Origin of the sequence: Novosphingobium sp. Leaf2 (genome assembly GCF_001421325.1) — a bacterium.
In the GTDB taxonomy this organism is placed as follows: Bacteria; Pseudomonadota; Alphaproteobacteria; order Sphingomonadales; family Sphingomonadaceae; genus Novosphingobium.
The window spans coordinates 1-18,070 of record NZ_LMJY01000022.1 but is presented as its reverse complement, the minus strand read 5'-3'; the positions used below and the strand labels follow the sequence as shown (position 1 = coordinate 18,070).

The following is an 18,070-nucleotide window of genomic DNA, read 5'->3' as shown; positions in this document are numbered from 1 at the left end:
TGCGCGGGTGTTACTGGCGGATAGGTGTTAGCGCGGCAACTATCCGATGCGCGCGGCTTGGATCTCTTTTTCGAACGGCGCGCGCACCCGCCTCAGGCTCAAGTTGTCCCACGCGATTAAGCCGCGATCGGCAAAGCCGTGGAGCCACCCTTCCATCGGCCAAATGCCCCACTTTTCCTGAAACTTGCGGGCATTGCGCAAGATGTCTTCAAAATGCTGCAAGGGGGGGTCGAATGTTTCGTGGTGCTGGTGAAATGCCCCCGGCCCGCCCATGAACAACAGGGGCAGCCCCGTTTCCCGCGCCCGAAAACCGAAATCGGTATCTTCGGCGCCGTACCCCGTGAACGCCTCGTCGAAACCGCCAAGGACGTGGTAACGCTGGCGGCGTATGGCGAACACCAGCGACCAGAACAGGCCGGCATTGGCTTCCCGGCGCAAACCCTCGGTTGGAAAACGCCGTGCCGGATGGCCCGAGGATCGCGCCAGCAGATCAGCCTCTCGCCAGTCACCGCGCGCATCGTCTGGTCCGAGATAGAGAACCTGCGCACAGATCAACGCATCCTCAGCCTCAAGCGCCGCCCCGATGGCGCCCACCAGACCGCGCATCGGAATGCAATCGACATCCAGAAACAGCAGCATGTCGCCCGTCGCCCGGCGCGCAGCAGCGTTACGGGCAGCGGCCAAAGGTAACCCCGCAGCCGCCATTTGCACGATTTGAAACGGAAACGGCAGGCTCTCGATATGGATGGGCGGATCGCTGCCCATGTCCACCACGATCAGCTCTCGCGGCGCGATACGGCTTCGTCGCAGGCCTTCGACCAATTGCGCAAGATGCCCGGCCCGGTTGCGCACGATTGTGAGAACGCTGACGCTCACGCGGTCCGGCGCCACAGATCGAGGCGATAGCGCGGGCGGCGCTCCATGATGTCCACAGTGACCGTAGGGCTCAAAGCCGAATGCAGCTTCGAGACGGCCTCATCCCCGCTTTGCGGATAATCCGTCTTGCCCGTCCAATGCACCAGCACAATGCGGCCGCCAGGGACCAAATGACCCTTGATCCATGTAGCAGCGGCTTTGATATCAAGGTCCGCCCAGTAATACGCCACTTCGGACAGCACGATGAGATCGAACATGCGATCCGGTGCGCTCGCCGGAAACCGCATGTTTGCAAACGCAACATGCGGTATATGGACGCAGCGACGGCGCGCCGCGCGCAGGGCCGTGCCGCTGACATCGATGGCCCAAAGCGAGGCGCACAACGGGGCCAGTCTGGCGGTAAGTGTGCCCTTGGCACAGCCGACTTCGAAGCCGGCGGTGTATGTCCGGTCATTCAGCACCTGCACGGTATGCGCATACTTGGCTTGCTCGTAAGGACTGGTTTCCAGATCCCAAGGATCCGGGGTACCTTGGAACATGGCCTCGAAATAGTCCGGTGGCAGGCTGGATCGACTACGGCTCATGGAAACCGCCGCACATACACGGTGTCGTGCGCCGGCATCCGCTGTTGTTCGGCCGAAAGGCGAAAACCGGGACCATGCGACGCCGTCAACTGGCTGCGATGCGCGCGCAAGGCATGGCGGCGTTTGCCAGCAGGCATGCTGCGGGATCGCACCGCGCGAAACCGGCGGGCGAGCGGCATGTGTGCCCACACGCAGAATTCCGCCACCTTCACACGCCGCCTGGCGCAACCCTGCACGGCGTAGGCCAGCTGGGCCGCTACGGCATGATCGCAGTGCGGTTCGTGCAAGGCGGTGACGGCGATCACGTCGACGCGCAGACGACGACACAGCGCCGCCAGCTTTGCCACGGCGCGCCCAAAATCGAAACTGCCCGGTACGAAGGGCGCTGCGTCCTTCCATCCCAGGTGAAGCGGGCGATGTTTGCGGCTACCGGTCAGGCGGAACACGGCACAGGCAGCTTCGCGATGGCGCACGGCGATAATGTGGCCCGCCGGTTTGTCGTGCGAGCCTGACCCGTCCGTGAGGTACACCACCGCAGCCAGGCACCCGTTGGCTGCGCTCTGCGCGATAAGCGCACCTGCGCCCAGCGTTTCGTCGTCCGGGTGCGGCGCCAGCACCAGCCAGCGGAGGAAACGCCAAGGGCGCGCGGTGAGCAAAGCCGCTACCATAAAAGATCGCCTTCGCCCCAGGCGTCGTGATCCAGCCAGGTCAGGGCGGCCTGATCCCGCGAATAGTCCGGCCCACTCTGCCGCAGATAGAGCGACAAATCGCGGATGATCTTGTCAATACGCTGGCCGTCCATGGCACTGCGTGTCCCGATCATGCGCGCGGCCAGTTCCATGACGTCCAGCCCCGCTCGCTCCACCACGCCGCGCGTCAGGCGGGCGAACGCAGGCCCGTCGATGGAATCATTCGCCGCGCGCGCCGCACATTCGCGCACCCACAAGTACGCCGTGCGCGCAGCGACGACGCACTTGGCGAATTTGGCCCTCTGCAACGGATCGGTGCGCGCCACCTCGGACATGGCTGCCCGCGTCTCGGTAAGCAGCGCTTCGATGCCGCCCAGTTGCACAGCCGCAAAGCGCCACGCCCCGGTGGTGAAGCGCGGTTCGCGATCGTAGTCTCCGGGATGTCCCAGAAGATCATCGGCGCGAACGTCCACTCCGGTCAGATCATACACCCCGCTGATGCTTGCCCGCATGCCCCGGACCCGCCAGCCTGACAGGTCGGCGCGGGCGGCATCGTTGGCGTCCACCAGGACCAGCTGGCGATCACCAGCCGCCGGCCTGGCGGTGACGATCGCGCGTGCCAGCCCCCCCGCGCCACTGGCAAAACTCTTTGCGCCCCTCAGCGCGTGGCCCCCACCCAGTTTGACGTCTATCGAAACGCCGGGCGCCGGCTCGGTGGCCCATACGCCGTAAAAGGCACCGGCATCCAGCTCGCCGGCAAGCTGCGCCGCTTGTGCCGGCGAACCATACCACGCGAACAGCGCCAACGCGTTGACGTGGCCCTCGAACAGCCGGCCCACGCTCAGATCCGCGCGCCCGATGATCCGCAACACGTCCATCAGCGCTTGGCAACGCTGCGCGGCATCGGCAAATGCCATACCGCCACTGGCCGGTGCGGCGAAATCACGATGGAGGCCGGCTGCGGCCAGGCAGCGCATGCTCTCCTGCGGAAATACCGGCGCGGCGTCGTAGCGCGCGCCAAGCTCTGTCAGACGATCAGCAATGGCTGCCGCGCGCGCGACCGAACTTTGCGGATGATGGCGATGAGAAAGTGGAGACAGGCTCATGCGCAATGCTTCCGTGGTGGTGCGGGGTTGCTCACGAGCAGCGCCAGCCACCGCGCGACCTTGCCTGCTGCGTCGCGGTCCTGCAGCGGGCGACGGGCTGCAGGCGGCAAGGCCAGCGCGTCGTCGAGAATGCGGTTCCAGAACACCCCGGCGGGCCACTCGGGAAGCACGATGGCAGCGTTCAGCGCCTTAAGGCCACACGCGGTAGCATGCTGCTCACCAAAAGGGCGCTCTTCCGGTATGCACACGAACGGCCGGTCGCCCGCCATCACCGCATTGACCAGACCATCGCCTGCCGCGCCGATCACGATGGCGGCGCCGGCAATGTCTGCTTCGGGCGCCGGCACCCATCCTGCGAACACAAGGTTGGACGGTATATCTGCTGGCGCGGTAGCGGGCCCGATCACGCGCCACGTCCAAGCGGGACAGGCCCGCGCCGCCTCCGCGATCCGCGCCCCGTCACCCCCACGACCACCGCGCCCAAATACGACGAGAACAGATCGCTCGGCCGGTTTGCTCACCGGGGGCGCGCAGGCAATGCCCTGAGCGTACAGTGTTTTTTCGCGCACCCAGTCAGGCGTGCTCTCAGTTTCGAAGGCAGGATGGAACGGCGCCAGCAGCCCGGTTGCGCCGCGAAATGCCTCGCCATGCGCCACATCCCCCCGTTCCCCGGCAAGGCGCACATAGACCGTGGGCACCGATGCAAGCCGTGCCAGCATCGCTACTTCGGCGGAAACATCGACCACCATCAGCGCGGGGCGTTCCTGCGCGATCCAACCGGCGATGCGCGCTACGCGTGAACGCACACCGTCATGGTCCACCGGCGCATAATGCAGCGCGTTGGGCCGGGAGGATGTGCAGTCTATGCCGTCAAACGCGCCGGAAGCCGGTCGGTCGTCGGCAAGATCGATCCCGGCATCGCCGATGTTGGTGCCCAGCAGCACGATACGGCGATCGCTCGCCGCCGCAATTGCATTTGCCCGCCTGCGATGGCCCGCGCCGTGATGATGGACATAGTAGCCGATGGGCCTGCCGCTCACCGCTTCTCCTCCAGCACCATGTCACACGGCATCGCAGGCAGCAGAGGTTCCTCGCGGGCAATTCTGGCTTGTCCATCGGGCTGACTTCGCAGCCGCCGGCGCCAGATGGCCCGCTCCCGCCAATGCTCATAGCTCGGCGCGCAAGGAGCGGTGCCCTTATCGGCTAGTTCGTGCATCTCCTGCATGGCCGCCGCCATCCCCCCGTCCGCCCGCCCTTCGCGGCGCGGCGACACATGCGTGAATACGTCCACAGGATGCGCCAGCCTGCCCCCGCACGCGACGGCAGCAGCCACCAGCGCGCGATCCTCGCCCGTCCGTCGCAGCGGCACCCCACCGCATTGCCGGTAAAGGCTGGCGCGGATCGCAAGGGATGCGCCGGTATGATCGCCGTGGCGCGGTGGCGGGTTCCAGGGCACCGGGTCGAGATCATCCTCGATAGCGCGAACGGCTTGCCAGTAGGCGTCCCAGGTTCTGCACAAGGCGGTGACGGTGTCCGGAACAGGTTCGCTGCGATCGATCACAATGCGCCCGCCAACAAGATCAGCGCCCCGCGCAAAGGCGCGGCCGATAGCCTCAAGCCACTGCGTGGGCGGACGCGTATCGGCATCGGTGCTGACGAGGACTCCGGTTGCAGCTGACCCCAGAACGGCTAGCCCGGCGTCCATGGCTAACCGTCGCGCCGATCCGGCATGCGCAAGCGCAGGCGGAAACGTGACATCGCTGACACGGATATCCAGGCGACCCGAGTATGCCGAACGCGCCTCGATGATTACTGCACGGCTGTCGTCCGTGGTATTGTTGAGCGCGATTGCCACCGGGATCGTGCCTGGCACAGATTGTTGCGCAAGTGCCGCCAGCAGCACCGGCAGGCGCTGCGCCTCGTCGCGGGCGGGAATGCACACGCATATATCCATGACGACCGGCGACGTTGCTGCGAAGTGCCCCTCAGCCATGCAGCGCCGTCACCGCCAGGGCGGTGTCAGCCAGATCGGCATTCGTCGCGATCTGGCGGTGATACAGCGCCTCGTAACCATCGATCATGCGCTGCGCATCACACGCGGCTTCCGCTCGGAGACGGCAATCCCATCGGTTTAAAGACACCGCCGCCAGCCCCCCCGCCGCCAGCGAGGCGGCGTCATCAGGAATGGCAAGGACGCCGCAACTGTCATCCAGAATTTCCGGGATCGCACCACGCGCAAACGCCGCCACCGGCACCCCGCAGGCCAACGCCTCTGCAACGACAAGGCCATAGGGCTCATCCCACATCGGGGTGCACAAAAAGGCGCGCGCCCCACCGACCAGCCGCGCGAGATCGCCATGATCGAGATGGCCGACATGGATGGCATCGCTGCCAAGATGGGGCTGGATGCAGGACTGAAAATAGTCATGGTCAAGGATCGGTCCGGCAATGCGCAGTGGCATGCCTATCAACCGCGCCGCCTCAAGCGCCAGGTGAAGGCCTTTTTCGGGTACGATCCGGCCATACCAGACCAGATAGGGGTCGATGTCAGGCTCAGGGTGAAAAGCGAACTGGTTCAGATCGATCCCGTTGAGGATCACCTGGTCTACGGATGCGACGTGAGCCCACAGGTCGGCAACGGAGCGGGAGACTGCGGCGAAGCTGTGGTTCGGGGCCGAACATAAGCGCACACCGCTTTCCAGCCAGCAGAACGGCGGCGTGTGCAAGGTGGTGACCATCGGCATCGGCAGAGTGTCGGCCATGGACACAGGTAGATAATGCAGCGAGTTGTTATGGATCACGTCGAAGTCTCGACTACGCAGACCCTTCATCAACGTCAGGTAAGCGTGATGCTCCTTGAAGAAGGCAGCGTCATGCGCTTCGGCCAAACCCACCTTGGCCAATGCCGTCGCCTCGCAGATCGGCTCCACGCCAAGCGTCTTTTCCGATAACGAAGAGGCGAATACCGTTACCTCGTGGCCGCGCTCCCGCAAGCTTCGCGCCAGCAGATGCGTATGCATTTCCAAACCGCCCGCGAACGGCTGGGCGATCGGATATTTGAGATGCGCGATGATGCCGATCCGCAAAGCGTGCGAGCCTGACGAACGCACCGAAGGCAATCCGGTGCCGGCACCCGGATACACACTTCTGCTCAAGGCGCTGCCACGGTGAACCGCCTGGCACGCAAAAGGAAGATCGTCTTCGCGCGGCACGACTCGCGCCATAAGCGGCGCTAGTGCACCACTATCGAATTTTATGAAGTCGGTAGCCACGCCACCCGCAGGCCTGGCCGTTCGCGACGTAAATCCGGTTGGCGTTTTTGCCATGCGCATCCTCGTGTACTGATCAGTCGAGGAACTTGGCCGGCTCGTTCGTGTTGCGTCGGATCGTCAACCCGTTAACCTGCGTCAGAACGATTTATTCATGGCAGTTTGTCGCATGCCCGGTCGTCGGTTTGGTTGGAGTACATACCACATCCCACCGACGCACCGCCCGCGAGATGTTATATTGTGTTTTCCAAATCAACGCACGTGCACGCATTGACATTGTAGCGTCATCGCATTCGTGCCCACCCCATCTAGGGATGCCTAGCGGTCAATCTTTCCGTTACGAAGGTCCGAAGGGAAAGCCCAGCCGCTGAAATTCGGTGCCTATTCGGCACGCGATACTTCCTCAGGCGTTTCCCTCAGCCTTTAGTTGTGTTTAAGTTCATGATTTATAATAATTATTATGGTGAGCCCTGCTGGGTTCGAACCAGCGACCTACTGATTAAAAGTTCAGCGCAATTGAGTAATTCTGAGCCAATCAGGGTAATCAAGCGGCTCCCGGCCACGTAAAACCGCGACATCTAGTCATTCAGCGTCAATCAGCGGTTGCAGAGGATAGCGACCGTACGGTGCTCGACGCGGTGCTTACAGGAGATGTCGTTTGGCCGTACTCAATCTTACAGAAGCCAGGATCAGAGATCTACCCCTTGGTTCCGGTATCCACCGGGACGAGCAGGTGAAGGGTCTGATGGTGATCTGCCACAAGACCACTCGCTCCTACGCCGTCCAAGGCGATGTCCGCCGGAACGGCCGCCACATTAGGACGGTGCGGGCAAAGATCGATCGGTGCGATCGGATCGGACTGCGCGAGGCGCGCAACAAGGCGAAGTCGCTGATGTCTCAGATCCAGTCGGGCATCGATCCGACGGAGGGCCCAGCCGAGACGGGGATCACCCTGGAGCGGGCACTTAACGCCCACCTCGAAGAGAAGCCCCATCGCCCGCGTACGGAGGAGGGCTATCGGTACCACCTGGATCACTATCTCAAGCACTGGCGGAAGCGGGCCGTGGCGGACATATCGCGCCAGATGGTTCGGGACCTCTATGCCGACCTGAAGCGCAAGCACGGGGAGACCACTGCGGCGAGCGTGATGCGGACACTGCGGGCGGTCGTGAATACGGCCATGAGGATCGATGAGACTCTCGGCAGCAATCCGGTTGCCGCGCTGCACGTTCCTTCGACGAAGCGCCGTAAGGTAGCGCCGCTCGACCTGGCGGCGTGGTGGACGGACGTGGACCAGATAAGTCCAATGCGCCGGGACCTGCATCTGGCCATGCTGCTGACCGGCGCTCGCCGGTCATCGATCCTCAACGTGCGGCGGCGAGACGTCGATCTCAAGGCGGGCATCCTTACCCTGACCCACATGAAGACGAGCGACGAGGCCATGCACGTCCCTATCGGGACGGAACTGGCGGCGGTCCTTGCAGCGCGAATGGAGGCTGATCGACCGCTCGGCAGCGAATGGCTATGGCCGTCGGCAGGTAGCAAGACCGGCCACGTCATGGAGCCTCGTGAGGATGGCCTTCCGAGCCCACATGAATACCGCCATCACGCGCGGACGCTCTACATCGCCGCGGGCGTCCCATACGCGGAGAGCGCCCTGCTCCTCGGTCAGAAGCTGCCGGGCGCTTCCGGTGGATACGTCCACGCCGAGCACCTCGTCGAGCAGCTTCGCCCGCACGCGCAGTCCTTGGAGGACCTTGTCTTCGCCGCTCAAGCTACCTTCACCGAATTGCCAAACGGGCAGGCAGTGGACCCGATGGGCTTTGTCTTGGTCAAGGCTGCGCCGGACTGATGGGCCAGACGGCGGCAATCCAGAGCTAATCGGGGACTGAAGTCCCACCTGAAGGTCGGGTGCGCGCGCGCGTCCGGCCTTTCTTTTTGCGCTCAGGAGCCTCCAAGTGTCCACATCGATCGACCTCGAAGCCCTTCGTGCGGTTATCCGCGAGGAGCTGTCTCGCCCGGCCAGTCCCTGGTTGGACTCCGATGCGGCAGCAGCGTACCTGGGCTCGACCGCAGGAACCCTAAAGAACTGGCGGGCATCGGGCAAAGGCCCGCGCTACCATGTCGTGCAAGATCGGCTGATCCGTTACCACGTCGACAATCTCGACGACTTCGTCCGCGGCTGACTCAGCCCGCAGGCAAACTTTTTTCTAGCTGTCCGCTGGTCCTCAACTTCGCGTTCAGAAGGGCATGCTACGCCATACCCATACAGGCGTCTTGGTGGTCCCGCCAAGCGCGGCACGACTACGGGACGCAGCACCTATGCTCGATGAATTCCTGACGGCCGCGGAGACGGCCATACTCCTAGACAAGACAGAAGGCACCCTTCGGTGGATGCGGTGCAAGGGCAAGGGTCCGGCTTACGCGAAGAAGGGCAAGTTCGTCCTGTACGCGCGTTCGGAGATCGGTGCCTATCTCAAAGAAAAGGAAAGGGGCGCATCCGGCACGACTCGGATGCGCCCCTGAGTGGGCTTGGGAATGGGATTGGGACCGCCCGAAATGACAGACAGCGTATCAACCCATTGCACTAGGAATTGAGTGTGTCTGACAATATAGCGAATACGCTTGAAGTGAGTTCTTCGCCGCCAGTATTCCTCCAGCTAGAGCCTCTAATCGATGCGGGGTTCGAACTGATCCCGCTCAATGGCAAACTGCCCACCGGCTATTGGCGGAAGCAGCAGCCGATGAGCGGCGATGGGGCTAAGCTGCGTCTAGAGGGCGCGGCAGGCAATGTCGGAGTAAGGCTCGGTGCGAATGACGTGGTCCTAGACGTAGACCCCCGTAACTTCGAGGGACCGAACAGACTGCAACTCCTTCAGAATGATCTTGGGATCGACCTGGCGAATTTTCCCACGGTGCTCACTGGCGCTGGAGGTTACCACATCTACATGCGGTTACCCGAAGGCGCGCAGGTTACAGGCGTCGTGCACGGCTACCCTGGCATGGACGTAAAGAAGCACGGCGGATACGTCGTGGCACCGGGGTCTATACATCCTGAGACCGGCCTGACGTACGAGTGGGATCCTCTCGGCGTTCCTCTCGGCCGCGAGGCACCGATGATCCCCGACGCCCTCCTGAAGCTCCTGACGCGCTCGGTTGACCACGAGGGGTCTGAGCTTGGCGTTCTAACGCCGGAGGAGCTTGCAGTAGTGCTCAATTGCCTCCCAATCGAAGACTACGCGAGCAACGAGGACTGGCTGCGTGTCGCCATGGCATCTCACCATGCAACCGGGGGCCAAGCGCAGGCTGAATTCGACGACTGGTCGAACGGTGATTTCCGCTACCTAGGTGATCGGGAAAAGAACGCGGCAAGGTGGCGTAGCTTCCGCTCCGACAGCAAGGGTGGCCGTATCACCGCGGGCACGCTTGCCGTCGAGCTGCGGAAGCACGGGCACGATGTAGAGGCCGCTAGACTGAGCGCTCTGCTCGACTTTCCCGACGGCGCCGAGGAAATGACCGTTTGCCTGCCCATGCAAGTGGACGCAGTGAAGGCTAAGCGTCAGGCGAATGCCGCGAAGGCCAGGCAGGCGAAGGCCGAGAAAGGGGCGCAGCGCAAGCTGAGACAGGCAGCAGACGCAGACGCGTACGCACGGTTCCTGAACGGCTCTTTCGTCTACAGCCTGGCCGACAGCAAGTGGTTCAACGTGGAATCCGGCGAGCGGTATTTTGCCGGTAACATGGAGGTCGTGCATGGGCCAGGGTGGGCGCGGTCTGGCGGTCGCGGCTCTCTGGTGCAGGCTATATCCAGGGGCAAGAGCGGCATCGAAATCCCCGACGTCTACATGGCTGCGGCGTTCCCCGGAAAGCCTCGGATCGTGAAAGCGGAACTGGGAAGCGGTCACAGCGCCGACATGCTCAACACCTGGTACGACACGACGCTCGCGCCTCAGGAGGGCGACCATGCTTGGTTCCGAGAGGAGGTGCGCAGGTGGTTTCCCGACGATGAGCGTCAGCAGGAAATCCTGCTCGACGAACTGGCGCTGAGGGTCATCGAGCCAGGCAGGAAAATCAGGCATGCCCTAGTCATCGAGAGCGTGCAGGGCGTGGGCAAGGGCCAGCTCAAGGGCGGATTTGAAACCCTGTTTGGATGGGGCAACTGCGGCGTTTTCGGGATCACGCAGATGAAGGACAAGTTTGACCGCTGGAAGGTCGGCGCTGCGAACCTGTTCGGGGAAGAGATTGGCTTCAACAAGTGGTCCGATGCTAAGGAAGCATACGAGAGCATGAAGACCGCGATCACCGACGACTACATAGCAATTAGGCCCATGAACGGCGAAAGCGAACTCAAGGTGCCTAATGGCACGAACTACATCGTCAATCGCAATCCTGACATGAAGTTCTACATTCCGGCGGGCGGTGACGACGACGACGAGCGGCGCATCTGCTACCTGCGTCCGACGCCAGCTACGATCGACGAGAAAGGGCCTATCTTCCAGCGACTGAAACGGCATTACTCCAGCAAGGAGGACATGGCCGCAGTAGCTTGGTGGCTAATCAACGTATGGTCCGCAGACAGACGGGTCTACGAGGAAGAGGGCATCGATCTGGCTGGCGTAGGTCACGTCAGCTACGACAGCGACCCGCCGATGACGGATGCAAAGCGGAGCATAATCCGAGAGGGATTGGAGGCCGACCACGGCGCCCCCGTGAATTTCAGTGGCCTGTCGCGGGTCATCGGGGATCTCGGCTCGCTCTTTACCTCGTCGGATGTCCTGGCGCTCGTTAGGACGAATGGCCTCGACCAGTTCGATGCCAAGGACGGGAAGCTCGTCGACGCCGTCAGCAAGTGGCTCAAGGCGGAAGGTTTCAAACGCACCCGCAATACGAACGGAGCGGGCTTCACGATCTACTCGCCACCCACTGACGAATGGTCCGTGCGGAAGCCTGCCGAACGAGAGAAAGCCTATCTCGCAAACAAGACGGGGCCTGACTGCTAGGCAAGACGGGGCTTCTAACTACGTCTATCGGATATAGCGTTGCCTAATGCTTTCTTATAGCCAAAGCCCTGTTACGCTGCTGAAAGCCGAATAGAACGTATTAGAAAACATGAAATCTGAGCAATGTATGAGCCCCCCCTGTCGTATTGCCATTTCGGACCCTGTCTTGACCGACCCTGGTCGAGACAGGGCGGCTCGGCGAAGGGACTTCCAGTCCTCGCAGACTAAGCTGACTTCCTCTGTGTCCGTCCCGAAAACGCGCCCGCGCGCGTAGGGCCTAAATTGAAGAAGCCCGCTCAACAGCAAAATAAGCTGGAGCGGGCTTCTAGAATAGGGTGCGGGGTTCGAACCCGCGGTACGCCGCGAGGCGCACGTCCGAGTATCAATCGGGTGCCTTAAACCAACTCAGCCAACCCTCCATATCCGCAGTATCGCTACTGTGGGGAAACCAGATTGTAGGCACAGCCGACCGAGAGATCAATAGCCTGCGTTTTGTCGGCCTACTGATTGCATGTTCGATGGGGCGGTCCTCTAAGCACTTGTGAATGCGGCGCTCTTTCGGAACAATGAGCATCAAACACCTCACTGGACACCGGACAGAGCGTCTGCAATCACCCGATGTTATGAGATGGAGGGATGGTTGCGAGGAGACATCGACAACACTCAACCGGTTTGCCTGGATGGCTCTCCATCAGCAAAGCTGCGGGTTGTCTACTCAGTGCGTCGCATCCCAGAGCAGCTTGTGCAATTCGGGACGGTGAGCGTAGACTACGGGACCGTCGCAGTATGGCGACCGTTTGATCCTGACGATATCGGACCCGACGCGGCTTGGAAATCCATTGCATGGCGCAATGTCTACAGGGTGCATGTGCCTAGATATCCAATCCCTGAGCGCCCCAAGTATGTGGAATACGCCATCGACGATACCCAAATCGGCGATGTTCGCGCCAAGCTGCCGATAGCGAAGCTTGAATTAAACTCCCGTCTGAAGGAGCACTTACGCAAGCTCTGAGGACAGCGCTGGTTTTGCCCGCGCGGGCGAGCAGCGCATGTGTGAGCCATGGCTGGATCACCGAAAAAACGAGCGAAGCGCCTTGGGCTTGACCCCTTGGACGAACCCGGCTTCGGCAAATCCGTGGCGCCGGAGAGGCCCGCGCTGACCATGGAGCCGCACAACAAGGCGAAGCTGTCCGCGGAGAACCGGGCCCTGGTGCAGGTCGCCCTTCTGGACGGCTACCCACTGGCCGCGATCGCCCGCGCCCTGTCGGTTTCCGTGCCGACCCTCAAGCGGCTCATGGCGGACGATCCTGACCTCCAGGCCGAGGTCGAGGCGCAGCGGTCATTCGAGGAGACCGAGCTCCGAGACATCCTGATGGAGCTGGCCCGCAAGGGCGACACGGTCGCCGCGATCTTCCTGGCGAAGGCACGCCACGGCTGGCGTGACCGCGACGACGCGAGGCTCAAGGTCGAGAGCCCGGGTGGCGGCGTCCTGCTGCTGCCCGCCGCTACGACCCTCGACCAGTGGGAGGCCGCCGCGGCGGCTCAGCAGTCAATCTATCGAGAGCGGCCCGCCGAGGGGCCCGTAGAACGCGAGATGCGCACCCGTACCGACCTTGGCGACGGGATGGCTATGCAGCGACTATTTCCGGGCGACCTGCCGAGCTAGGCGACCGCCTTCACCTCTGCGAATAGGCGCGTCAGCTCTACGTCGCTGAGCTTGGCGGCGCGGATGGCGGCGGCTAGGATATCCATCGCCGCCGGGCGCGCATCGACCGGGAAGACCCTGACCTTAGCGGTGCGCTTCGGCGCCTTCCCGAAGAGGCTGCACATCGCCTTCACCGCGCCAACGGCCGGGTGGTTCGAAGGAACGCCTGCATCAGCGCCGACGCCGTAGTAAGTACCGCCGAGCTTTTCGACGCGGCGCTTGGTGTCAGTGCCGGTGAGATTGGTCTGCCGGAGTTGGTCGTAAGTCTTGAAGGTAAGGCCGTTGTAGCCGGCGAACTTGCAGAACGCGACCTTCCAGTCCCCAGGGTCATCCTGGAATGCGACCCACTCTACGGCGTGCGAGCAGCCGTTCCCAATGGCGTCGCGTATGGTCGACTGCTTGGTCGCGAGACCGGGTGCATCTTTCGCGAACCGGAACGTGTTATCTCGAAGCTCCTCGCGTGTGTCGATCAGGGCAGGCATGGTCATGGGGCAATCTCCAGTATCAGGCAATCGCCTTCTGGATCATTTAGATCACAAGGTCAAACTCAAATGATTCAGACGTTTCCGATTCGGTCCTCTGATCGGTGATTGATGGGTAGGATCACCCGAAAGGTTTCAAAAGCAGTGGCTTAGCGGCCAAGCATGCAATTGGGCACTGGTCCGGGCACCGAAACTCCCCTCATTCGGCTCGCCGCCACCCTTTCCATTTCGCATCTTTGGACTTGATCCGGTTGATGACAGTCTGGGGCGAGACGTCATGAACTTCTGCTGCGGCGCGGATGCTGCGGTGCTGCTGGCCTTCGATGACCACGGTAGTGGAATTGGTGTATCTGGGGACCGTCTCATCGGCATAGCGATTGCGCAGTGCTCGACTGATCTGGTCTGCCTTCAGGCTGTATCCCCGGTCGACATATCGAAGCATTTTCCGAATCACCTCAAGTGTGACGGGCTGGCCAGCTGCAATGAGATCGTTTGCGTAATTTCTGATAAGCGTGGTGCGGTTCCAGAAACCTGATGGAATCTGGACTTGTCCCCGGTATCTGACACCTCGCTGTTTTCTCAGCCATTCCGGGTAGTCGTCTCTTCCTTGGTCCATTGGACACTTTTGATCATCAGTGCCTGCTGGTAGTCAAGTAGTTGTAGCCGAGTGGGCTTTTGCCCTTATTGGAGCTGGTCGTCCGATCTTGGACAGAGAAGGGAAGACCAAATGACCTACGATGCAATCGCACGACTGGCAGACCCTGACGCGCTGGGGCGTGCCGCTCTTGAGGGCGGCTCGGTGAACGTGGTGGTGACCGTGCCGGTCGAGGCGTTCGCCTCGGCCTACCGCCTCCTGCGGCCGATCATGGACGACGGCGCGCCGCACCTTGAGGCGTGGCTGACCGAGGAGGGGCGCAGCGAGGAGGAGCTGAGGCTGCTTTGCGGGCTCCTTTGCACGGTCGAGGACAACCTGCCAATGGACGACGCCCACCGCCTCAAGCGGCTGGAGACGACCGGGCTTGACCAGTACCTCGACGAGTTTGCTCTTCGACGCTTCCGCAGGATGCTTCGGGCCGATGCGACGGGCGGTGTCGATGCACTATTCTCTGCAGTGGGCGACCTCGACGCACTGAAGTCGCTCGCTCAGAACACCCTGAGCCAACTCAACAGCAAGGCAGCTCTCACCTAACCGAAGATTGGCTGGTCGGAGGGGCAGAAGTCCATCCGACCCAGCGCCTTAGCCCGGTCGCTTGTCTAGGAGCACCGCGCCACGCACCGGCACTGGTCATCCGGGATCACTCGGGGCCGCAACGTTGGTCCAGATCGCCGCCACCTTAGCCCAACTAAAACTCGTGTCTTCCACCGGGGCTCGTGCGCCTCGGCCTTAGTCCGCGATGGCGGACGTTCTGGGCTGCGCCCGGGCATGGTCGAGTCCACGAGCTTCAGGCGAGATGCTTTGAACCTTGAGGAGAATACCATGCCCGCACCGCGCGCCAAGCTTGGCTCGAACTGGCTGAGCCCCACCGACATCCGATCGACGATCACCCGCATCCAGCAGAACCGCACCAGGCACGCCAGCATTCTGACCAGGATCGGCGAGCAGGTCGAGTCGCACAGGGCAAGCGTGGAGCGCTCCCTCCGCGGCCTCGACGCCAGGGATCGCACGTCGGTAATCAACAAGTCGGTGAGCGGCCACCGCGCCGACCTGATCCGGGAGACCGCCGAGCCCCGTAAGCTGCTCACCCGAGAGCTGGAGCAGCTTCGCCAGTCGGTCCAATCCGCTTCCACTCACTACCGCTCGCCGGTCCAGATGCTCACCCGTGAGACCCTGGGCTCGGAGCGGCGCAGCCGCATCATGCAGCAGATCGCGGGCTCTGGCCCCGCCGAGCTCGCCAGCCTCGCCGAGTACGCCGCCGCGCAGAAGGACAAGGATCTCGGCGCCGCCCTCTGCGGTCGCGTGGCCGACCTCCCTCGCGCCGAGCGCCCTTTCTCTGCGGGTGAACTGGCCGACGTGATGTGCGGCGAGCTTCACCGGGAGCTGTCACAGGCCATGGTCGAGGCGGAGCGCCGCGTCCTAGAGGCCCTGGAAGATGAGCAGATCGCCACGACCGGCAAGGGCAACGCCCAGAGGTCGCTGGAGATCGCAATGCTGAAGAAGCACGAGCGGGAGATCGGCGCATACGCGCCCGACCACGGCGTTGAAGACGACGAGGAGGTCGCAGAATGAGGCTATCCAGCGAGCCAGCGTCAGTCGACGCAAGGCGCCGCGAACTCCGGCACCTCCTCGCGGCTCGACAGATCGTGTTCCCTGCCATGGCCTACGGTTTGCTCGGCTTTGATCCGAACGGTCTGGGCATTGAAGACCAGATCGTCATCACGGCTGACCTGGAGGCGCTCGGTTATAGCCGTCGGCTCAGAAGGCGCCCCTACTCCCACGCCCACACGATGGCCTGGTGGTATCGGGATGAGTACTGGCCCGAGGACGAAAACCTGGCGAAGCCGTATGCGGGCATCGCACTGCTGCCCGACCCAGACCTGGAAGACTGGCTCACGGAATGATCGAAGCCCCCAAGTCGCTACTTGCGGCTTGGGGGCTTTGCCTTCTGATGTGGGATCAGTTGTCCGGTTGCCCCAATCCCATTCGGGAAGAAGGGCTTGGTGGCCGGAGCTCCACATCGGGCACTGGATGAGGCACCGGACTACGGGATCAATGCATCGATTTCGGCTTGCAGATTCGCTACCCGCACTGCCAGTTCGCTCGCACGGGGAAACCTGACCTCGTTCAGCAGGCGCGACGCCACGCGCTCGTCCACCTCATCGACTATCTTCGACCGGCAGCGAATGCCAGACGTGTAGAGGACCTGCACTATCTGGATCAAACCTGTGAAGCGGTCGCCGATGCCCGTCGGACCTTCGAGCCCGTATCCGAGAGCGGCGAGACGCGCCCTGTCGAGACCGTAGAACTCCTCGACCAGAGGTGGACGCGCTGCGCCTTTCTGACCGGGCTCACGCATCCGGTGGACCTCATAACGGACCATGACATCGCGGTCTTTCCTGATGCCGGTAACTGCTGCTGAAAGTTCTTTCATGCGGGCCATAGAACCTGCTTGTTCCGATCGCTGAACCGGCAGAGCGGACTAGCAGCCCGCCGTCAGCGCGCTCGTCAGCGCATCGCAGAGTTCGTCGAGCATTGGCAGTTCCGGCACCACGGCGTCGAGCCCGATGAGGCCCTGGCTTTGGACGCGAGCTCGACGGTGCTCCATGAACAGTGCCACCCAAAGCTCCAACGCCGTGCCGCTCCACTCTCCGCACCGCATGGCCGTCGCCCGCATCCGGTCAGCGAAGGCGAACGGATCGCCCAGCCCTGCCTTTCGCGCCAGTTCGAACCCGTCGATGACGTACGCCATTCGCTCGGACGCTACCCAGGTCAGCCCGCCGCGCAGCGCAGGCCAATCCACCTCAGCCGCGCGCGAGGCTAGATGTGCGGCGAGCAGGGCCGCGTGGTCATTTTCGCCGGGTCCGAACATGGCCTTGGCAAGATTGCCGATCTCCTCGAAGCGGACAAACGATCCCTTCGGCAGTCGCCGCAGCCCCGCCCGTACCTTCTTCGTCCCCTCGCTATCGCCGCGAGTGTGGCGTACCGCCCTGTCACCGAGCGACGGCAGCGGCTCGCCCGGTGCCCCGCCGAACCAGAGGAACGGTCCGAGCCGCAGCGTCTTCGGGTCTACGAAGACCCACACGACGCAGCCTCCGGGCTTGGCCGCGAGTGCAAGCTGGACGTCAACGTGAGCACGGGCGCCACCGGTAGTGGACGCCTTGAGTTGGACATGGCGCAGGACGCCATTCGCGTCGATCACGATGTCGTAGCCGAACGCGTCGAACTCGGACCGCAGGACCTCGAAGGGCATGGCTAGTTCGAGCAGAAGGCTGCGTGAGAGCTCGGCGAGGAACGCGTGCTCGATCACCTTCTCGCGCAGCACCGAGTGCTCAGGGGCCCACAGATGGAACATGCTGCGACGTTGCGCACACAATCCACGGTGTCAATCTGAATAGGGACTATAGTCCCTAGAGATTATAGTCCCGCCGGGCTCCAACCTGGTCGATGGACTGGAACGCGATCGTCGGAGCAAACGTGCGGAGGCTGCGGGTGGCGTGCGACCTCACCCAAGAGCAGCTCGCGCACGATTCAGATATCGATGTCACCTACCTGCGTGGGATCGAGGCCAGTCGGCGAAATCCATCGGTCGCAGTAATTGGCCGTTTGGCTAGGGTCCGGACCCATAAACAGGATTCCCAGCAGCGCCGGGATATGATTCACCATCCTCCAGCAAGGAGGTATGGCGGATGGCGGATTTCTTCTGG

General features: G+C 62.6%; 21 protein-coding genes and 1 tRNA gene. 10 read left to right on the top strand and 12 right to left on the bottom strand.

Annotated features, from left to right (window positions below; translation table 11 throughout):
* Nucleotides 1-39: 39 nt before the first annotated feature.
* From ASE49_RS16980 to ASE49_RS16950, 7 genes are read right to left on the bottom strand one after another with little or no spacing between them, the layout of a single operon-like run.
* Complete coding sequence (locus ASE49_RS16980) at nucleotides 40-876, bottom strand: glycosyltransferase family 2 protein (protein ID WP_200922082.1); 837 nt, start codon at nucleotides 874-876, stop codon at nucleotides 40-42.
* On the bottom strand, nucleotides 873-1,460 hold the full coding sequence (locus ASE49_RS16975; RefSeq protein WP_056775356.1) for a class I SAM-dependent DNA methyltransferase: 588 nt from the start codon (nucleotides 1,458-1,460) through the stop codon (nucleotides 873-875). The genes ASE49_RS16980 and ASE49_RS16975 overlap by 4 nt, the downstream gene beginning before the upstream one ends.
* Nucleotides 1,457-2,128 carry a PIG-L deacetylase family protein gene (locus ASE49_RS16970; RefSeq protein WP_082456551.1) on the bottom strand — a complete coding sequence of 224 codons (672 nt, stop codon included), beginning with the start codon at nucleotides 2,126-2,128 and terminating at the stop codon, nucleotides 1,457-1,459. Before ASE49_RS16970 ends, ASE49_RS16975 begins: the two co-directional genes overlap by 4 nt.
* Nucleotides 2,122-3,255 (bottom strand): acyl-CoA dehydrogenase family protein, encoded by a 1,134-nt coding sequence (locus ASE49_RS16965; protein ID WP_056775354.1) that lies wholly within the window; start codon nucleotides 3,253-3,255, stop codon nucleotides 2,122-2,124. Before ASE49_RS16965 ends, ASE49_RS16970 begins: the two co-directional genes overlap by 7 nt.
* Complete coding sequence (locus ASE49_RS16960; protein WP_056775349.1) at nucleotides 3,252-4,295, bottom strand: hypothetical protein; 1,044 nt, start codon at nucleotides 4,293-4,295, stop codon at nucleotides 3,252-3,254. The genes ASE49_RS16965 and ASE49_RS16960 overlap by 4 nt, the downstream gene beginning before the upstream one ends.
* Nucleotides 4,292-5,248, bottom strand: a complete 957-nt coding sequence (locus ASE49_RS16955) for a glycosyltransferase (protein ID WP_235523041.1) — start codon at nucleotides 5,246-5,248, stop codon at nucleotides 4,292-4,294. Before ASE49_RS16955 ends, ASE49_RS16960 begins: the two co-directional genes overlap by 4 nt.
* A complete protein-coding gene (locus ASE49_RS16950) occupies nucleotides 5,241-6,341 on the bottom strand; it encodes a glycosyltransferase (RefSeq protein WP_056775342.1) in 1,101 nt (366 codons plus the stop codon). Before ASE49_RS16950 ends, ASE49_RS16955 begins: the two co-directional genes overlap by 8 nt.
* Before the next feature lie 841 nt (nucleotides 6,342-7,182).
* Here ASE49_RS16950 and ASE49_RS16945 point away from each other — a divergent pair.
* The 4 genes from ASE49_RS16945 to ASE49_RS16930 all read left to right on the top strand — a co-directional run bounded on the left by ASE49_RS16945 (nucleotide 7,183) and on the right by ASE49_RS16930 (nucleotide 11,521).
* Complete coding sequence (locus tag ASE49_RS16945) at nucleotides 7,183-8,376, top strand: tyrosine-type recombinase/integrase (protein WP_056775339.1); 1,194 nt, start codon at nucleotides 7,183-7,185, stop codon at nucleotides 8,374-8,376.
* Between the two features lie 106 nt (nucleotides 8,377-8,482).
* On the top strand, nucleotides 8,483-8,710 hold the full coding sequence (locus tag ASE49_RS16940) for a helix-turn-helix domain-containing protein (protein ID WP_056775337.1): 228 nt from the start codon (nucleotides 8,483-8,485) through the stop codon (nucleotides 8,708-8,710).
* A gap of 136 nt (nucleotides 8,711-8,846) precedes the next feature.
* The gene (locus tag ASE49_RS16935; RefSeq protein WP_156370374.1) at nucleotides 8,847-9,050 is read left to right on the top strand and encodes a helix-turn-helix domain-containing protein; all 204 of its coding nucleotides are present in this window, start codon (nucleotides 8,847-8,849) and stop codon (nucleotides 9,048-9,050) included.
* 74 nt (nucleotides 9,051-9,124) lie between these two features.
* Complete coding sequence (locus ASE49_RS16930; protein ID WP_056775332.1) at nucleotides 9,125-11,521, top strand: bifunctional DNA primase/polymerase; 2,397 nt, start codon at nucleotides 9,125-9,127, stop codon at nucleotides 11,519-11,521.
* Nucleotides 11,522-11,850: 329 nt separating this feature from the next.
* On the opposite strand, the gene ASE49_RS16925 is transcribed toward ASE49_RS16930, so the two are convergent.
* Nucleotides 11,851-11,940 (bottom strand) — tRNA-Ile (locus tag ASE49_RS16925).
* Between the two features lie 221 nt (nucleotides 11,941-12,161).
* Between ASE49_RS16925 and ASE49_RS16920 the strand changes: the two genes are divergently transcribed.
* Nucleotides 12,162-12,533, top strand: a complete 372-nt coding sequence (locus ASE49_RS16920; protein WP_156370373.1) for a hypothetical protein — start codon at nucleotides 12,162-12,164, stop codon at nucleotides 12,531-12,533.
* 96 nt (nucleotides 12,534-12,629) lie between these two features.
* Nucleotides 12,630-13,187, top strand: coding sequence for a hypothetical protein (locus ASE49_RS16915; RefSeq protein ID WP_162234271.1), 558 nt, complete (start codon nucleotides 12,630-12,632; stop codon nucleotides 13,185-13,187).
* Here the strand turns inward: ASE49_RS16915 and ASE49_RS16910 are convergent.
* Entirely contained in the window at nucleotides 13,184-13,714 is a 531-nt protein-coding gene (locus ASE49_RS16910) for a hypothetical protein (protein ID WP_056775324.1), read from the bottom strand. The two genes, ASE49_RS16915 and ASE49_RS16910, sit on opposite strands and share 4 nt — an antisense overlap.
* 193 nt (nucleotides 13,715-13,907) lie before the next feature.
* Complete coding sequence (locus ASE49_RS18405; protein WP_156370372.1) at nucleotides 13,908-14,324, bottom strand: hypothetical protein; 417 nt, start codon at nucleotides 14,322-14,324, stop codon at nucleotides 13,908-13,910.
* Between the two features lie 111 nt (nucleotides 14,325-14,435).
* Here ASE49_RS18405 and ASE49_RS16900 point away from each other — a divergent pair, with 111 nt between their 5' ends.
* The 3 genes from ASE49_RS16900 to ASE49_RS16890 all read left to right on the top strand — a co-directional run bounded on the left by ASE49_RS16900 (nucleotide 14,436) and on the right by ASE49_RS16890 (nucleotide 16,267).
* Nucleotides 14,436-14,897 carry a hypothetical protein gene (locus tag ASE49_RS16900; protein WP_056775317.1) on the top strand — a complete coding sequence of 154 codons (462 nt, stop codon included), beginning with the start codon at nucleotides 14,436-14,438 and terminating at the stop codon, nucleotides 14,895-14,897.
* A 288-nt stretch (nucleotides 14,898-15,185) separates the two neighbouring features.
* A complete protein-coding gene (locus ASE49_RS16895) occupies nucleotides 15,186-15,935 on the top strand; it encodes a hypothetical protein (protein WP_156370371.1) in 750 nt (249 codons plus the stop codon).
* Nucleotides 15,932-16,267: a hypothetical protein gene (locus ASE49_RS16890; protein WP_056775311.1), complete on the top strand. Its 336-nt coding sequence runs from the start codon at nucleotides 15,932-15,934 to the stop codon at nucleotides 16,265-16,267. Before ASE49_RS16895 ends, ASE49_RS16890 begins: the two co-directional genes overlap by 4 nt.
* 140 nt (nucleotides 16,268-16,407) lie before the next feature.
* Here ASE49_RS16890 and ASE49_RS16885 read toward each other — a convergent pair whose 3' ends face one another.
* Nucleotides 16,408-16,806: a hypothetical protein gene (locus tag ASE49_RS16885; protein ID WP_056775308.1), complete on the bottom strand. Its 399-nt coding sequence runs from the start codon at nucleotides 16,804-16,806 to the stop codon at nucleotides 16,408-16,410.
* 39 nt (nucleotides 16,807-16,845) lie between these two features.
* The gene (locus ASE49_RS16880) at nucleotides 16,846-17,718 is read right to left on the bottom strand and encodes a hypothetical protein (protein WP_056775305.1); all 873 of its coding nucleotides are present in this window, start codon (nucleotides 17,716-17,718) and stop codon (nucleotides 16,846-16,848) included.
* Between the two features lie 92 nt (nucleotides 17,719-17,810).
* On the opposite strand from ASE49_RS16880, the gene ASE49_RS18985 reads away from it, so the two are divergent.
* Nucleotides 17,811-18,070, top strand: a 260-nt coding sequence (locus ASE49_RS18985) for a helix-turn-helix domain-containing protein (RefSeq protein ID WP_156370370.1), incomplete at its 3' end; no start/stop codon positions are given.

Excerpts from the sequence above, each read along its gene's own strand:
- ASE49_RS16890 (WP_056775311.1), top strand. The coding sequence starts at position 15,932 with ATGAGGCTATCCAGCGAGCCAGCGTCAGTCGACGCAAGGCGCCGCGAA.
- ASE49_RS16910 (WP_056775324.1), bottom strand. The coding sequence starts at position 13,714 with ATGACCATGCCTGCCCTGATCGACACACGCGAGGAGCTTCGAGATAAC.
- ASE49_RS16880 (WP_056775305.1), bottom strand. The coding sequence starts at position 17,718 with ATGTTCCATCTGTGGGCCCCTGAGCACTCGGTGCTGCGCGAGAAGGTG.
- ASE49_RS16885 (WP_056775308.1), bottom strand. The coding sequence starts at position 16,806 with ATGGCCCGCATGAAAGAACTTTCAGCAGCAGTTACCGGCATCAGGAAA.
- ASE49_RS16900 (WP_056775317.1), top strand. The coding sequence starts at position 14,436 with ATGACCTACGATGCAATCGCACGACTGGCAGACCCTGACGCGCTGGGG.
- ASE49_RS16975 (WP_056775356.1), bottom strand. The coding sequence starts at position 1,460 with ATGAGCCGTAGTCGATCCAGCCTGCCACCGGACTATTTCGAGGCCATG.
- ASE49_RS16970 (WP_082456551.1), bottom strand. The coding sequence starts at position 2,128 with ATGGTAGCGGCTTTGCTCACCGCGCGCCCTTGGCGTTTCCTCCGCTGG.
- ASE49_RS16935 (WP_156370374.1), top strand. The coding sequence starts at position 8,847 with ATGCTCGATGAATTCCTGACGGCCGCGGAGACGGCCATACTCCTAGAC.
- ASE49_RS16955 (WP_235523041.1), bottom strand. The coding sequence starts at position 5,248 with ATGGCTGAGGGGCACTTCGCAGCAACGTCGCCGGTCGTCATGGATATA.
- ASE49_RS16895 (WP_156370371.1), top strand. The coding sequence starts at position 15,186 with ATGCCCGCACCGCGCGCCAAGCTTGGCTCGAACTGGCTGAGCCCCACC.
- ASE49_RS16965 (WP_056775354.1), bottom strand. The coding sequence starts at position 3,255 with ATGAGCCTGTCTCCACTTTCTCATCGCCATCATCCGCAAAGTTCGGTC.
- ASE49_RS18405 (WP_156370372.1), bottom strand. The coding sequence starts at position 14,324 with ATGGACCAAGGAAGAGACGACTACCCGGAATGGCTGAGAAAACAGCGA.